General features: G+C 64.0%; 17 protein-coding genes. 15 read left to right on the forward strand and 2 right to left on the reverse strand.

The genetic code is table 11. From position 1 onward, the window contains the following. The first annotated feature begins 86 nt into the window (after positions 1–86). The 3 genes from IE113_RS10125 to IE113_RS10135 all read left to right on the forward strand — a co-directional run bounded on the left by IE113_RS10125 (position 87) and on the right by IE113_RS10135 (position 2,476). Positions 87–1,358 carry a cytochrome P450 gene (locus IE113_RS10125; RefSeq protein ID WP_189541035.1) on the forward strand — a complete coding sequence of 424 codons (1,272 nt, stop codon included), beginning with the start codon at positions 87–89 and terminating at the stop codon, positions 1,356–1,358. Positions 1,359–1,377: 19 nt separating this feature from the next. Then, complete coding sequence (locus tag IE113_RS10130; protein WP_189541037.1) at positions 1,378–1,551, forward strand: rubredoxin; 174 nt, start codon at positions 1,378–1,380, stop codon at positions 1,549–1,551. Between the two features lie 79 nt (positions 1,552–1,630). Next, positions 1,631–2,476 (forward strand): alpha/beta fold hydrolase, encoded by an 846-nt coding sequence (locus IE113_RS10135; protein WP_189541039.1) that lies wholly within the window; start codon positions 1,631–1,633, stop codon positions 2,474–2,476. A gap of 36 nt (positions 2,477–2,512) precedes the next feature. Here the strand turns inward: IE113_RS10135 and IE113_RS10140 are convergent, their stop codons facing one another. Then, positions 2,513–3,187, reverse strand: a complete 675-nt coding sequence (locus IE113_RS10140; protein ID WP_189541041.1) for an energy transducer TonB — start codon at positions 3,185–3,187, stop codon at positions 2,513–2,515. Positions 3,188–3,379: 192 nt separating this feature from the next. On the opposite strand from IE113_RS10140, the gene IE113_RS10145 reads away from it, so the two are divergent. Next, positions 3,380–4,015 (forward strand): glutathione S-transferase family protein, encoded by a 636-nt coding sequence (locus tag IE113_RS10145; protein WP_189541043.1) that lies wholly within the window; start codon positions 3,380–3,382, stop codon positions 4,013–4,015. On the opposite strand, the gene IE113_RS10150 is transcribed toward IE113_RS10145, so the two are convergent. After that, positions 4,005–4,751, reverse strand: a complete 747-nt coding sequence (locus IE113_RS10150) for a hypothetical protein (RefSeq protein WP_189541045.1) — start codon at positions 4,749–4,751, stop codon at positions 4,005–4,007. The genes IE113_RS10145 and IE113_RS10150 overlap by 11 nt on opposite strands. Positions 4,752–5,249: 498 nt before the next feature. Between IE113_RS10150 and rpsL the strand changes: the two genes are divergently transcribed. The 11 genes from rpsL to rplV all read left to right on the forward strand — a co-directional run bounded on the left by rpsL (position 5,250) and on the right by rplV (position 13,500). Continuing rightward, positions 5,250–5,621: a 30S ribosomal protein S12 gene (gene rpsL, locus IE113_RS10155; protein ID WP_008067262.1), complete on the forward strand. Its 372-nt coding sequence runs from the start codon at positions 5,250–5,252 to the stop codon at positions 5,619–5,621. A 73-nt stretch (positions 5,622–5,694) separates the two neighbouring features. After that, positions 5,695–6,165 (forward strand): 30S ribosomal protein S7, encoded by a 471-nt coding sequence (gene rpsG / locus IE113_RS10160; RefSeq protein WP_189541047.1) that lies wholly within the window; start codon positions 5,695–5,697, stop codon positions 6,163–6,165. Positions 6,166–6,243: 78 nt separating this feature from the next. Beyond that, positions 6,244–8,316, forward strand: coding sequence for an elongation factor G (gene fusA / locus IE113_RS10165; protein WP_189541049.1), 2,073 nt, complete (start codon positions 6,244–6,246; stop codon positions 8,314–8,316). Positions 8,317–8,406: 90 nt separating this feature from the next. Next, on the forward strand, positions 8,407–9,597 hold the full coding sequence (gene tuf / locus IE113_RS10170; protein WP_189541051.1) for an elongation factor Tu: 1,191 nt from the start codon (positions 8,407–8,409) through the stop codon (positions 9,595–9,597). 133 nt (positions 9,598–9,730) lie between these two features. Beyond that, positions 9,731–10,042 (forward strand): 30S ribosomal protein S10, encoded by a 312-nt coding sequence (gene rpsJ, locus IE113_RS10175; RefSeq protein WP_189541054.1) that lies wholly within the window; start codon positions 9,731–9,733, stop codon positions 10,040–10,042. A gap of 266 nt (positions 10,043–10,308) precedes the next feature. Continuing rightward, positions 10,309–11,064 (forward strand): 50S ribosomal protein L3, encoded by a 756-nt coding sequence (gene rplC, locus IE113_RS10180; RefSeq protein ID WP_189541056.1) that lies wholly within the window; start codon positions 10,309–10,311, stop codon positions 11,062–11,064. 3 nt (positions 11,065–11,067) lie between these two features. Further along, complete coding sequence (gene rplD, locus IE113_RS10185; RefSeq protein ID WP_189541058.1) at positions 11,068–11,694, forward strand: 50S ribosomal protein L4; 627 nt, start codon at positions 11,068–11,070, stop codon at positions 11,692–11,694. Then, on the forward strand, positions 11,687–11,992 hold the full coding sequence (locus tag IE113_RS10190; RefSeq protein WP_189541060.1) for a 50S ribosomal protein L23: 306 nt from the start codon (positions 11,687–11,689) through the stop codon (positions 11,990–11,992). The genes rplD and IE113_RS10190 overlap by 8 nt, the downstream gene beginning before the upstream one ends. A gap of 9 nt (positions 11,993–12,001) precedes the next feature. Continuing rightward, entirely contained in the window at positions 12,002–12,838 is an 837-nt protein-coding gene (gene rplB / locus IE113_RS10195) for a 50S ribosomal protein L2 (RefSeq protein ID WP_189541062.1), read from the forward strand. A gap of 6 nt (positions 12,839–12,844) precedes the next feature. After that, positions 12,845–13,123, forward strand: a complete 279-nt coding sequence (gene rpsS / locus IE113_RS10200; RefSeq protein ID WP_189541064.1) for a 30S ribosomal protein S19 — start codon at positions 12,845–12,847, stop codon at positions 13,121–13,123. Continuing rightward, positions 13,123–13,500 carry a 50S ribosomal protein L22 gene (gene rplV, locus IE113_RS10205; RefSeq protein ID WP_189541066.1) on the forward strand — a complete coding sequence of 126 codons (378 nt, stop codon included), beginning with the start codon at positions 13,123–13,125 and terminating at the stop codon, positions 13,498–13,500. Before rpsS ends, rplV begins: the two co-directional genes overlap by 1 nt. Positions 13,501–13,503 lie beyond the last annotated feature (3 nt).

Raw genomic sequence — 13,503 nt, forward strand, 5'->3', positions numbered from 1 at the left:
TAGTTGTTGACCGTATACCAACTGTAAAATACCCTCACGCCATAACCGGTGCATGAGCCACCGATTCAGCAGAGGACGCTTCCCCCATGGCATTGCCCGTCGAACTTGCGCAGACGATCATCGATCCCAAGGCCTATTCGCAGCGCGAGCTGGTGGATGAGGCCTTCCGCCAGATCCGCGCCACCGCGCCGCTCGACAAGGCGGAGCTGGACGGGTTCGAGCCGTTCTGGGTCGTCACCCGCCATGCCGACATCAAGGATATCGAGCGTCAGCCCGACATCTTCCACAACGGCGACAAGTCCACGTTCCTGACCAACATCGAAGGCAACGCGCGGGTGCAGATGCTGACCGGGGGGGAGCCGAACCTGATCCGCAGCCTGGTGTCGGTCGACGGCAAGGAGCACAAGGACCTGCGCGGGATCGTATTCCCGCACATCACCCCGCGTGCGATCAAGCCGCTGGAGGAACAGATCCGCGCCATCGCCCGAGAATTCGTGGACCATATGCTCAGCTTCGACGGGCAGTGCGATTTTGCCGCCGACGTCGCCTTCCTCTATCCGCTGCGGGTCATCATGACGGTGCTTGGCGTGCCGCAGGAGGATGAGCCGTTCATGCTGAAGCTGACGCAGGAACTGTTCAACAACGCCGACCCGGAACTGAACCGCGCGCGCGCGGAACTCTCGCCGGAGGATATGCTCAAGTCCCTGTGGGAAACCACCATGGAACTGGAAAACTACTTCGCCGCCGTGACGAAGAAGTTCCGCGAGAACCCGACCAGCCACATCAACAGCCTGATCGCCAACGCGAAGATCGATGGCGAGTATCTCAATCACCGGCAGATGATGGGCTATTACATCATCGCCGCCACGGCAGGCCATGACACCACGTCGAACACCACGGCGGGGGCGATGTGGGCGCTGGCGGAAAAGCCGGAAATGCTGGCGCGGATGAAGGCCGACCCGTCGCTGATCAACGCCTTCGTCGAGGAATCGATCCGCTGGGAAGTGCCGGTGAAGCACTTCATGCGCAGCGCCGTGGCGGACTGCGAAATCGGCGGGCAGCAGATCAAGGCGGGCGACTGGCTGATGTTGTCCTATCAATCCGCCAACCGCGACGAGAGCGTCTGGGCCGACCCGTTCGAATTCCGCATCGATCGCGAGAGCAACCCGCAGATCGCGTTCGGCTATGGCGTCCACGTGTGCCTGGGCCAGCACCTCGCGCGGATGGAAATGCGCATCCTGTGGGAGGAACTGTTCAAGCGGCTGGAATCGGTCGAACTGGCCGGCAAGGGCGAGCGCACGATTTCCAACTTCGTGTGCGGGCCCAAGCACGTGCCGATCCGCTTCACCGCGAACTGAGCCTAGGGGGAGGGACGTCATGGCCGAGGGCTTTCGCCAATGGCGCTGCCGCAACTGCGGTTTCATTTATGACGAGGCGGCGGGCTGGCCGGACGAAGGCATTGCCCCCGGCACGCGGTTCGAGGATATCGACGACGACTGGTACTGCCCCGATTGCGGCACGGAAAAGCAGGACTTCGAACTGGTCGAGTGAACCGCATCGGCCCAATTTAACCGCGCGGCTAAATCGGTGATTGACCGGGCCGCGCGGTGGGGGCATTTCCGGTTGCAACATGAAACCAGAAACGATCCGCATCCCGGTGGGGGATGGCCTGACCATTGCCGCCGACATCGCCGGTCCGCGCGGCGCACCCACGGTGATCCTGGGCCACGGCGGCGGGCAGACCCGCCACAGTTGGGACAAGGCCGAGTTGCAACTGGCGCAGGCGGGCTATTTCGCGATCAACTATGACCTGCGCGGACATGGCGAAAGCGACTGGTCGCCCGACGGCGATTACAGCATCGATCTGCGCGCGAAGGATCTTGAACAGGTCGCCGCCGTGGGCTCGCGCCCGGTCGCGCTGGTGGGGGCCTCGCTGGGCGGCGTGACCTCGCTGGTTGCGGCCTCGCACGGGCTGGAACCGGCGGCAATCGTGCTGGTCGATATCGTGCCCAAGATGAGCCAGGAGGGCGTAGGCCGGATCAAGGCGTTCATGTCGGCCAATCCGCAAGGCTTTGCGGACCTCAACGAAGCCGCCGATGCCGTCGCCGCCTACTACCCCGAACGGCCCCGGCCCAAGGACGTGTCGGGCCTGAGGAAGAACCTGCGTGAAGGCGCCGATGGCCGCCTGCACTGGCACTGGGACCCGCGCATGATGGAGGATTTCCGGCGCGATCCGCACTACTTGCTCAACCTGATGGACGCCGCCGACTGGACCGACCGCGTGCCGACCCTGCTGGTGCGCGGCATGAAGTCCGACATCGTCACCGATGACGGCGTGGAAGACCTGAAGCGCCGCATCCCGGCGCTGGAAATCGCCGACATCAGCGGCGCGGGCCACATGGTCGCGGGCGACAAGAACGACGAATTCAACAGCGCAGTGATCGAATTCCTGACCCGCGTGATGCCGCTGGGATAGACGCAGGCGCGCCCGCGCCTATCCCGCAGTTCAGGCTCAGTCCGGGATGTCCCAGCGCACCGCCGTGTTCCACGTTCCGGCCACTTTCGCGCCGGTGTGGTCGCTGGCCGGTTCGAACCGCGCGCGGCGCAGCAGCTTGGCGCAGGTTGCCCCGTCCAGCACGTCATGCCCGCTGGAGGCCGTGATCGTGCAGTCGCTGGGCTTGCCGTCCGCGGTGATGGTCAGACGCACCTTGACCAGCCCTTCCAGTTCGCCCCGTATCCCGGCGCTGGGGTAGTCGCTGGTCGATACCCACAGCCCCGGATTGCCCTTGGGCCGCGCGGCGCGCGGGGCCACGCCGGGGGCAGGGGTGGGCGCAGGCGTCGGGAACAGCGCCTCGCCCACACCGCCGCCGCCCGCGTCGCCCACCGGGCCGGTCGGGAAAGTTGGCGCGGGGCCGGTGGGTTTGAAGGCAAAGGGATCGGCCGGGGTCGGCGCAGGCCGGTTGGGCGCGGGGCGGGGGGCCTGCGCGGCGGGTGGCTCGGTCGGGGTTGGTACCGGCTTGGGCTTGGGCGGATCGATATCGAAGGTGCGCAAGATCTCGCGCGCCTGCGGGATGAAGGTCGCGGCGAGGCCATTGACCAGCGCAAACCCCGCCGCGACGTGGATCAGCGCGACCGTGGTCAGTGTGGCAACGCGGTGGTTGGAAGTGTGGGTATCGACATAAGCCATGGTGGCACCCTCCGTTCTGGTAACGGCGCCCCGGCGGGCCATTGCTTGTCGAGTCGCACCGGGGCGACGTCATAGTTATGTTACAACATAACATAACCGTCAATGAACAAGGCGTGCGTGCCGTAGCGGCAACCGCGCCGCGCTCGTATCGCGCGGCAATACTGCTAGTCTGCGACGCAAAGGGAGAAGCCGATGCCGATTCTGTTTGACTACCTTCGCGCCCCCAGCCCGCGCCGCGCCCGGATCGTGCTGGCGGAAAAGGGCATCGCCCATGACACCGTGATCGTCGATCTGGCCGCGGGCGAGCAGCTGGGCGAGGGCTTTCGCGCGATCAATCCGGCCTGCACGGTGCCGGCGCTGGTGGTGGAGGAGGGCGTGCCCGCGCTGACCGACAACGCCGCGATCCTGGCCTGGGCCGAAGCGGTGAAGCCCCAGCCGCCGCTGCTGGGCACGACCCCGCTCGACAAGGCGGAAATTGCCAGCTGGAACGCCAGAATCGAAGCCGAATGCTTCATGGCCATTGCCGAGGCGATGCGCAACACGGCCCCCGCGATGAAGGACCGCGCGCTGCCCGGCCCGGTCAACTATGCCCAGATCCCGGAACTGGCCGAGCGCGGGCGGGCGCGGCTGCTGGATTTCCTGGACCGCTTCGATGCCCACCTGGCGTCCCGTGACTACGTTGCCGCCAGCGGGTTCAGCGTGGCCGACATCACCGCCGCCGTGGCGATCGATTTCGCCCGCGTGCTGCGGATCGACCCGCTGGAGGGCCGCCCCCACATTGCCGCCTGGCGCGCCCGGCTGGCGCAGCGGCCCGCGTTCAGCCTGTAGGGCCCCCGTTCCCCTCCAGCTCCTCGTCGTCCTCCTCCTCTTCCAGCGCATCCTCCGCCAGCAAGGCCGCGTTGGCGATGGAGTTCAGCCGCATCTGGTCGATCATCGCGTCGATGCTGTCATAGACGGCCTGCGCATCGGCGGCATCCTGCGCCTCCCATTCGCCGCGCAGCCGTTCATAGACGGGGTGGCCGGGCCGCAGCGCGGCATAGTGCGTGCCATTCGCTGCCCAGCGCTGACCCCGGCGCTGGCGCAGCAGGAACAGCAGCAGCGCCGTGTCATAGCGCCGCCAGGTGCCCACCACTTCGCCCCCGCGCACGATGGGGCGCTCCTCGCCCGCGATCGCGCGTTCCAGCGCGCAATCCTCCAGCCGGGCGATGCCCCGGTCGATGGCCAGCTCCCATGCGGCGGCAAAGCCTTCCGCCCCCGGCTGGTGGCGCAGGCGATAGAGCGCCTCCAGCGAAGCCCCGATCCGCCGCGCCGCCTGCGTCACGATCCCCGTCGCCGCCAGCGCCGCGATGAATTCGCGCTGCCGGTCGGGCGTGATCGAATTGCGGCGCGGCTGCTTGTGCAGATAGGGCGCAAAGCCGAGCAGCGGATCGTCCGGCTCTGGCGGCAAGTCGGCAAAAGCGGTGCGGCTGGTGCGTTTCCACGGGCGGGCCGAGGCACAGAGCATCGCGCCCGGTTCGCCGGGATCGTCAAGGCTGTCGGAATGGCTCAAGGGATCAACCTCCATCAGGGCTGTTGGTTTTTCCCCGCTGGATGGTGGCAGACCCTGACACAGGCCGGTGGGTGTAGGAAAATGGTTTTGTCTGGGCTGCGGCGCGAATTCCGCTCCTGATCTTGCGGCGATGCGGCTATGGCTGTTCAGGCCGTCGGGACAGGGCAGTTTGTCCGCCTGCCCTTGATGAGGCGATCCGGTCCGACCTGCGATCCCCCGGCGGCACCAGCGAAGCGGTATCGTTCGCCGCTTGACCTGCCGTTGGATTCACCCTAAGGGCCGCCGCTTCCGGAGGCGGGCTTTGGCCTTGCGTCTGGTTGAGCTGAACATTGGCGGTGCGTCTGGTCTGGCCAGGTAAGCCGTCAAAGTAACCCGGCCATTTGTCCGGGTGGAGCGTTTTCGGCTCGTGTGATGTGTGGCGGCGGGGATGATCCGGCCGTATGCGCGCATTTCGCGGGAACCGCATTCCTTCACCTGGCCGCTTCGGCCACAAACCAAGGTGAAGAGTACTTCATGCCCACTATCAACCAGCTGGTCCGCAAGGGCCGCGTGCCGCAGAAGACCAAGTCCAAGGTCCCTGCGATGGAGCAGAACCCGCAGAAGCGCGGCGTTTGCACCCGCGTCTACACCACGACCCCGAAGAAGCCGAACTCGGCACTGCGCAAGGTCGCCAAGATCCGCCTGACCAACTCGCGCGAAGTCATTTCGTACATCCCGGGTGAAGGCCACAACCTGCAGGAGCACTCGGTGGTGCTGATCCGCGGCGGCCGCGTGCGCGACCTTCCCGGCGTGCGCTATCACGTGCTGCGCGGCGTGCTGGATACCCAGGGCGTCAAGGACCGCAAGCAGAGCCGCTCGAAGTACGGCGCCAAGCGTCCGAAGTAAGCGGGCTACCCCTCGCTGGTGTGTAAGGGGCCGCGCAGCAATGCGCCGCCCGCGCAAATAAGGAATTCATACGATGTCACGTCGTCGTCGTCCCGAGAAGCGGGAAATCCTGCCTGATCCCAAGTTCGGTGATCAGATCCTGTCGAAGTTCATGAACAACCTCATGCTCGATGGTAAGAAGTCGGTTGCCGAATCGATCGTTTACGGTGCGCTGGAAACGATGGAAACGCGCGCCAAGTCGGATCCGATCGCGCTGTTCCACGATGCGCTTGCCAACGTGAAGCCGCAGATCGAAGTCCGCAGCCGCCGCGTCGGTGGTGCGACCTACCAGGTGCCGGTCGAAGTCCGTCCGGAACGCGCCCAGGCGCTGGCCATCCGCTGGCTGATCACCGCCGCGCGCAACCGCAGCGAAACCACGATGGCCGCGCGCCTCTCGGCCGAGCTGCTGGACGCCGCCAACAACCGTGGCAACGCGGTCAAGAAGCGCGAAGACACCCACCGCATGGCCGACGCGAACCGCGCGTTCAGCCACTACCGCTGGTAAGTCACGCGGCTGTCACAATCCTAACCCAATGGGCAGGGGCCGCAGCGCGGCTCCACCCAGTTCCCTAAGGAAGACATCATGGCACGCGGCCATACCCTTGATAAATACCGGAATTTCGGTATTATGGCGCACATCGACGCTGGCAAGACCACGACGACCGAGCGCATCCTTTATTACACCGGCAAGTCCTACAAGATCGGCGAAGTCCACGAAGGCGCCGCCACCATGGACTGGATGGAACAGGAACAGGAACGCGGCATCACGATCACGTCGGCCGCGACGACCTGCTTCTGGAACGATCATCGCCTGAACATCATCGACACCCCCGGCCACGTCGACTTCACCATCGAAGTCGAACGCTCGCTGCGCGTGCTCGACGGTGCCGTGGCCGCTTTCGACGGCGTGGCCGGGGTTGAGCCCCAGTCCGAAACCGTCTGGCGCCAGGCGGACAAGTACGGCGTGCCGCGGATGTGCTACATCAACAAGCTCGACCGCACCGGCGCGAACTTCTACTACTGCGTCCAGACGATCATCGATCGCCTCGGCGCCGTCCCGGCCGTGCTCTATCTGCCGATCGGCGCGGAAGGCGACTTCGTCGGCCTGGTCGACCTGATCAACGAACGCGGCATCATCTGGAAGGATGAAAGCCTCGGCGCGGAATTCGAATACGTCGAAATCCCGGCCGACCTGGCCGACAAGGCTGCCGAATACCGCGAAAAGCTGGTCGAACTCGCCGTCGAACAGGACGACGAGGCGATGGAAGCCTATCTCGAAGGCACCATTCCTGACGCGGCCGAACTGAAGCGCCTGATCCGCAAGGGTACGCTGGCACAGGCCTTCGTGCCGGTGCTGTGCGGCTCCTCGTTCAAGAACAAGGGCGTGCAGACCCTGCTCGACGCCGTGGTCGACTTCATGCCGTCGCCGCTGGACATCGAAGACGTCAAGGGCGTCAAGGTTGACAGCGACGAGCCGGACAGCCGTCCGCCGTCGGATGACGCTCCGTTCAGCGCCCTGGCGTTCAAGGTCATGAACGACCCGTTCGTCGGCTCGCTCACCTTCTGCCGCATCTATTCGGGCACGCTGTCGAAGGGCAGCTACCTGAACTCGGTGAAGGGCAAGAAGGAAAAGGTCGGCCGCATTCTCGAAATGCACGCCAACGAGCGCAAGGACATCGAAGAAGCCTACGCGGGCGACATCGTTGCTCTGGCCGGCATGAAGGAAACCACCACCGGCGACACGCTGTGCGCCGAGCGTTTCCCGATCGTGCTGGAACGCATGGAATTCCCCGAGCCGGTGATCGAACTGTCGGTGGAACCCAAGACCAAGGCGGACCAGGAAAAGATGGGCGTCGCGCTGCATCGCCTGTCGGCCGAGGATCCCTCGTTCCGCGTGTCGACCGACCATGAATCGGGCCAGACGATCATCAAGGGCATGGGCGAACTGCACCTCGACATCATCGTCGACCGCATGCGTCGCGAGTTCAAGGTCGAAGCGAACGTCGGTGCGCCGCAGGTGGCGTATCGCGAATACCTCGCGAAGCCGGTGGACATCGACTACACCCACAAGAAGCAGTCAGGTGGTACCGGTCAGTTCGGCCGCGTGAAGGTCAAGGTCACGCCGGGTGAGCGCGGTTCGGGCTTCGTCTTCAAGGACGAAATCAAGGGCGGCAACATTCCGAAGGAATACATCCCCGCCATTGAAAAGGGCTTCCGTGAAACGGCCGAAACCGGCTCGCTCATCGGCTTCCCGATCATCGACTTCGAAGTGCTGCTGTACGACGGTGCTTACCACGACGTCGACTCGTCCGCCCTGGCGTTCGAAATCGCCGGTCGCGGTGCGATGCGCGAAGTTGCCCAGAAGGCTGGCATCAAGCTGCTCGAGCCGATCATGAAGGTCGAAGTCGTCACCCCGGAAGAATATCTGGGTGATGTCATCGGCGACATGAACAGCCGTCGCGGCCAGATCCAGGGCACCGACAGCCGCGGCAACGCGCAGGTGGTCGAGGCCATGGTGCCGCTGGCCAACATGTTCGGCTACGTGAACCAGCTGCGCTCGTTCACCCAGGGCCGGGCCAACTACTCGATGATTTTCTCCCACTATGACGAGGTCCCGGCGAACGTCGCGGCCGAAGTGAAGGAGAAGCTTGCCTAAGCGGCAAGATGATACTAGGGGCGGCGCCTGATTCAGCGGGCGCCGTCTTTACCCGCAGATTCGATATCAAGCGAAAGAAGGTTTGAGACAATGGCGAAGGCAAAATTCGAGCGGACTAAGCCGCACTGCAACATCGGCACCATCGGTCACGTTGACCATGGCAAGACCACGCTGACGGCCGCGATCACCAAGGTGCTCGCTGAAACCGGTGGCGCCACCTTCACGGACTATGCCAACATCGACAAGGCTCCGGAAGAGCGCGAACGCGGCATCACCATTTCGACCGCTCACGTCGAATACGAAACCGAAAACCGCCACTACGCCCACGTCGACTGCCCGGGCCACGCTGACTATGTGAAAAACATGATCACCGGTGCCGCGCAGATGGACGGCGCGATCCTGGTGGTGAACGCTGCTGACGGCCCGATGCCGCAGACCCGCGAACACATCCTGCTGGCCCGTCAGGTCGGCGTGCCGGCTCTGGTCGTGTACATGAACAAGGTTGACCAGGTCGACGACGAGGAAATCCTTGAGCTGGTCGAACTGGAAGTTCGCGAACTGCTGAGCTCGTACGACTTCCCGGGTGACGATATTCCGATCGTCAAGGGTTCGGCTCTGGCCGCTCTCGAAGGCCGCGACGACAACATCGGCAAGGACTCGATCAAGGCTCTGATGGCTGCCGTTGACAGCTACATCCCGCAGCCCCCGCGTCCGACCGACAAGCCGTTCCTGATGCCCGTCGAAGACGTGTTCTCGATCTCGGGCCGCGGTACCGTGGTGACCGGCCGCGTCGAAACCGGCATCATCAAGGTCGGTGAAGAAGTCGAAGTCGTTGGTCTGCGCGACACGCAGAAGACCACCGTCACCGGCGTTGAAATGTTCCGCAAGCTGCTCGACCAGGGTGAAGCCGGCGACAACATCGGCGCTCTGGTTCGTGGTCTGAAGCGCGACGACGTTGAGCGTGGTCAGGTTCTGGCGAAGCCGGGCACCGTGACCCCGCACACCGAATTCGCCGCCGAAGTGTACGTGCTGTCGAAGGACGAAGGTGGCCGTCACACGCCGTTCTTCGCCAACTACCGTCCGCAGTTCTACTTCCGCACCACCGACGTCACCGGCGAAGTCATTCTGCCGGAAGGCACCGAAATGGTGATGCCGGGCGACAACGTTGCCCTGTCGGTCAAGCTGATCGCTCCGATCGCGATGGACGAAGGTCTGCGCTTCGCAATCCGTGAAGGCGGCCGCACCGTCGGTTCGGGGGTTGTCAGCAAGATCACGAAGTAATATAAGCCGCGCACCGCAGGGGGATTCGTTCCCTCTGCGGTCCGGTTTTGCAGGCTGCCTCGCTCTTTCACGAAAGCGGGAGAGGGCGGGTCGGTCTGGTTTGTTTTTGGCTCTTTCTCATCGGTAGTTGGACATGGAAGCTCAGAATATCCGCATTCGCCTCAAGGCATTCGATCATCGCGTGCTGGATCAGGCAACTGGCGAAATCGCGGAAACCGCTCGCCGCACTGGCGCGCTCATCCGTGGGCCCATTCCGCTGCCGACCAAGATCGAGAAGTTCACCGTGAACCGCGGCCCGCACATCGACAAGAAGTCGCGTGAGCAGTTCGAAGTTCGCACCTACAAGCGTCTGCTCGACATCGTGCAGCCGAACGCCACCACCGTCGATGCGCTGATGAAGCTCGACCTGGCTGCTGGCGTGAACGTCGAGATCAAGCTGGCCTAAGCCGCTCTCGATTACGAGTTTCGGGTCACTCCCCAGGGGGTGGCCCAAAAATCCTTCCGGCTTCGGCCGGCTCGGCGGGGAGACCCGCCCGGACATAGGGATACCTCCGGCCAAATGGCCGGGAATGCGTCCCCCGTCTCGCTTCCGTTGGATGCATTTGCATCGATCAGGGAGCACCCAGCCCGGACGGGGCTCGCATCACAAATTGGGTTGGACACGCCTGTTCGGGATGGGCCCGGGCAGGCCTCTGTTTAGGAGAATGGATCATGCGCACTGGCGTGATCGCCAAGAAGGTGGGGATGACCCGCCTTTTCCAGGAGGACGGTCGGCACGTGCCGGTAACCGTTCTGGCGCTGGAAGATTGCCAGGTGGTTTCGGTGCGCACCGAAGAACGCGACGGTTATGTCGCGCTTCAGCTCGGTGCAGGCCAGGCCAAGCAAAAGAACGTTGCGAAGCCGCAGCGTGAACACTTTGCCAAGGCTGAAGTTCCGCTCAAGGCTCGCGTGGTGGAATTCCGCGTCGCCGACGATGCGGTGCTGGAAGTCGGTTCGACGATCGCCGCGTCGCACTTTGTCCCCGGTCAGCTGGTCGATATTTCCGGCCACACCCAGGGCAAGGGCTTTGCCGGTGCGATGAAGCGTTGGGGCTTCGGCGGTATGCGCGCCACCCACGGCGTGTCCATCACCCACCGTGCGCACGGTTCGACCGGTAACCGCCAGGATCCGGGTCGCGTGTTCAAGAACAAGAAGATGGCTGGCCACATGGGCGACCGTCACCGCACCCAGCAGAACCTGGAAGTCGTGCGCGTCGATGACGAACGTGGCCTGATCTTCGTGAAGGGCTCGGTGCCCGGCTCGAAGAACAGCTGGCTGACCGTCAAGGACTCGGTGAAGGTCTCGCGCCACGCCGAAGCGCCCTATCCCGCCGGCCTGAAGCAGGCTGCAAACAGCAACAATTCGGCTGCTGCCGACACCCCCGCCGAAGCGGTGGCCGTCGAAGCGACCGAAGGCCAGGAGGGCTAAGTCGTGAAGGTCAAGGTCCTCAACCTCGATGGTTCGGCCGCCAAGGGCGAAGTCGAACTGAATGATGACGTGTTCGGTCTGGAACCGCGCGCTGACATCCTCCACCGCGTTGTCACCTGGCAGCTCGAAAACCGCCGCGGTATTGCCCGTGCGACCCGTGAGCGTTCGGACGTTGCCCGCACCGGCAAGAAGTTCGGTCGCCAGAAGGGTGGCGGTACGGCCCGTCACGGCGATCGTGCCGCTCCGGTGTTCATCGGTGGTGGTAAGGCGCATGGTGCCCGCCGTCGCGAATTCGACGTGTCGCTGAACAAGAAGGTTCGTGCACTCGGTCTGAAGATGGCGCTCTCGGCCAAGGCCAAGGGTGGTCTGGTTGTCGTCGACTCGCTCGACGTTGCCGATGCCAAGACCAAGGCTGTTGCCGGTCAGCTCGCCAAGGCGAACTGGGGCAAGAAGGTGCTCGTGATCGACGGCGAGCAGGTGAACGAGGGCTTCGCCCGCGCCACCCGGAACATCGTCGGCGTGAACGTGCTGCCGGCCATCGGCGCCAACGTCTATGACATCCTGAAGCATGACACGCTGGTGCTGACGCGCGCCGCGGTCGAAAAGCTGGAGGCGCGTTTCAATGGCTAAGGACGCAATCGACACGCGTCACTATGACGTGATCGTGGCTCCCCACATCACGGAAAAGTCGACGCTGCTCAGCGAGCACAATGCCGTGGTCTTCAAGGTGGCCGAAGCTGCCACCAAGCCGCAGATCAAGGCTGCGGTCGAAGCCCTGTTCGACGTCAAGGTGGTCTCCGTGAACACCCTGACCCAGAAGGGCAAGACCAAGCGGTGGAAGGGCAAGCCCTATCGCCGTTCGGACGTCAAGAAGGCTGTCGTGACCCTGGCCGCAGGCCAGTCGATCGACGTCACCAGCGGGATCTGAGGCTGAACCATGGCACTCAAGAACTATAACCCGACCAGCCCGGCCCGTCGTGGCCTGATCCTGGTCGACCGCTCGGCGCTGTGGAAGGGCAAGCCCGTCAAGGCGCTGGCCGAAGGCAAGCGCAAGACCGGCGGTCGCAACAACAAGGGCCACGTCACTTCGCGCGGGATCGCTGGCGGTCACAAGCAGAAGTATCGCTTCATCGACTTCAAGCGTCGCAAGTGGGATATGCCCGCGACCGTGGAGCGTCTGGAGTATGACCCCAACCGCACCGCGTTCATCGCGCTGATCAAGTACACCGATGGGGAACAGGCCTACATCATCGCGCCGCAGCGTCTTGCGGTCGGTGACACGGTCGTTGCCGGTGAAAAGACCGACGTGAAGCCGGGCAACGCGATGCTGCTCAGCCAGATGCCGGTCGGCACCATTTGCCACAACGTGGAAATGAAGCCGGGCAAGGGCGGTCAGATCGCTCGTTCGGCCGGGACCTATGTCCAGGTCGTCGGTCGTGACCGCGGCATGGTCATTGCCCGCCTGAACTCGGGCGAGCAGCGCTACCTGCGCGGCGATTGCATGGGCACGGTTGGTGCGGTGTCGAATCCCGACAACGCCAACCAGAACCTGGCAAAGGCTGGCCGCAACCGCTGGCTGGGCCGTCGCCCGCTGACCCGTGGTGTTGCGAAGAACCCGGTCGATCACCCGCACGGTGGTGGTGAAGGCCGCACCTCTGGTGGCCGTCACCCGGTTACGCCGTGGGGCAAGCCGACCAAGGGTGCCCGCACCCGTCATAACAAGCAGACGGACAAGATGATTATCCGTTCGCGTCACGCGAAGAAGAAGAGGTAAGCCCCCATGGCACGTTCCGTCTGGAAAGGCCCCTTCGTCGACCTGCACCTGCTGAAGAAGGCGGAAGCCGCGCAGGAAGCTGGCACCCGCGCTGGCCCGGTGAAGACCTGGTCGCGTCGTTCGACGATCCTGCCGCAGTTCGTCGGTCTGACGTTCAACGTCTACAACGGCCACAAGTTCATCCCCGTCTCGGTCAACGAAGACATGGTCGGTCACAAGCTTGGTGAATTCGCGCCGACGCGCACGTTCCCCGGCCACGCTGCCGACAAGAAGGGTAAGCGCTAATGGGCAAGGCAAAAGCTCCCCGCCGCGTGGGCGACAAGGAAGCGCTGTCGGTCGGCACCACGATCCGTGGTTCGGCCCAGAAGCTCAACCTGGTTGCTGCTCTGATCCGTGGCAAGAAGGCTGAAGAAGCCATGAACATCCTCGCCTTCTCGACGAAGGCGATGGCGGTTGATGCCCGCAAGGTGCTCGCTTCGGCGATCGCCAATGCGGAAAACAACCACAACCTGGATGTTGACGCCCTCGTCGTCGCTGAAGCCAGCGTCGGCAAGTCCATCACCATGAAGCGTTTCCACACGCGGGGCCGTGGCAAGTCCACGCGCATCCTGAAGCCGTTCAGCCGGCTGCGCATCGTGGTTCGCGAAGTCGAGGAGGCCTGATCC

Origin of the sequence: Novosphingobium arvoryzae, from assembly GCF_014652615.1 — a bacterium.
Taxonomy (GTDB): domain Bacteria; phylum Pseudomonadota; class Alphaproteobacteria; order Sphingomonadales; family Sphingomonadaceae; genus Novosphingobium; species Novosphingobium arvoryzae.

Bases quoted from the DNA above. Each gene is read 5' to 3' on its own strand.
- rpsJ (WP_189541054.1), top strand. From the start codon at position 9,731: ATGGAAGCTCAGAATATCCGCATTCGCCTCAAGGCATTCGATCATCGC.
- IE113_RS10190 (WP_189541060.1), top strand. From the start codon at position 11,687: ATGGCTAAGGACGCAATCGACACGCGTCACTATGACGTGATCGTGGCT.
- rplC (WP_189541056.1), top strand. From the start codon at position 10,309: ATGCGCACTGGCGTGATCGCCAAGAAGGTGGGGATGACCCGCCTTTTC.
- rpsG (WP_189541047.1), top strand. From the start codon at position 5,695: ATGTCACGTCGTCGTCGTCCCGAGAAGCGGGAAATCCTGCCTGATCCC.
- fusA (WP_189541049.1), top strand. From the start codon at position 6,244: ATGGCACGCGGCCATACCCTTGATAAATACCGGAATTTCGGTATTATG.
- rpsL (WP_008067262.1), top strand. From the start codon at position 5,250: ATGCCCACTATCAACCAGCTGGTCCGCAAGGGCCGCGTGCCGCAGAAG.
- rplV (WP_189541066.1), top strand. From the start codon at position 13,123: ATGGGCAAGGCAAAAGCTCCCCGCCGCGTGGGCGACAAGGAAGCGCTG.
- IE113_RS10150 (WP_189541045.1), bottom strand. From the start codon at position 4,751: ATGGAGGTTGATCCCTTGAGCCATTCCGACAGCCTTGACGATCCCGGC.
- rpsS (WP_189541064.1), top strand. From the start codon at position 12,845: ATGGCACGTTCCGTCTGGAAAGGCCCCTTCGTCGACCTGCACCTGCTG.
- IE113_RS10140 (WP_189541041.1), bottom strand. From the start codon at position 3,187: ATGGCTTATGTCGATACCCACACTTCCAACCACCGCGTTGCCACACTG.
- rplB (WP_189541062.1), top strand. From the start codon at position 12,002: ATGGCACTCAAGAACTATAACCCGACCAGCCCGGCCCGTCGTGGCCTG.
- IE113_RS10130 (WP_189541037.1), top strand. From the start codon at position 1,378: ATGGCCGAGGGCTTTCGCCAATGGCGCTGCCGCAACTGCGGTTTCATT.
- IE113_RS10145 (WP_189541043.1), top strand. From the start codon at position 3,380: ATGCCGATTCTGTTTGACTACCTTCGCGCCCCCAGCCCGCGCCGCGCC.
- IE113_RS10125 (WP_189541035.1), top strand. From the start codon at position 87: ATGGCATTGCCCGTCGAACTTGCGCAGACGATCATCGATCCCAAGGCC.
- IE113_RS10135 (WP_189541039.1), top strand. From the start codon at position 1,631: ATGAAACCAGAAACGATCCGCATCCCGGTGGGGGATGGCCTGACCATT.
- tuf (WP_189541051.1), top strand. From the start codon at position 8,407: ATGGCGAAGGCAAAATTCGAGCGGACTAAGCCGCACTGCAACATCGGC.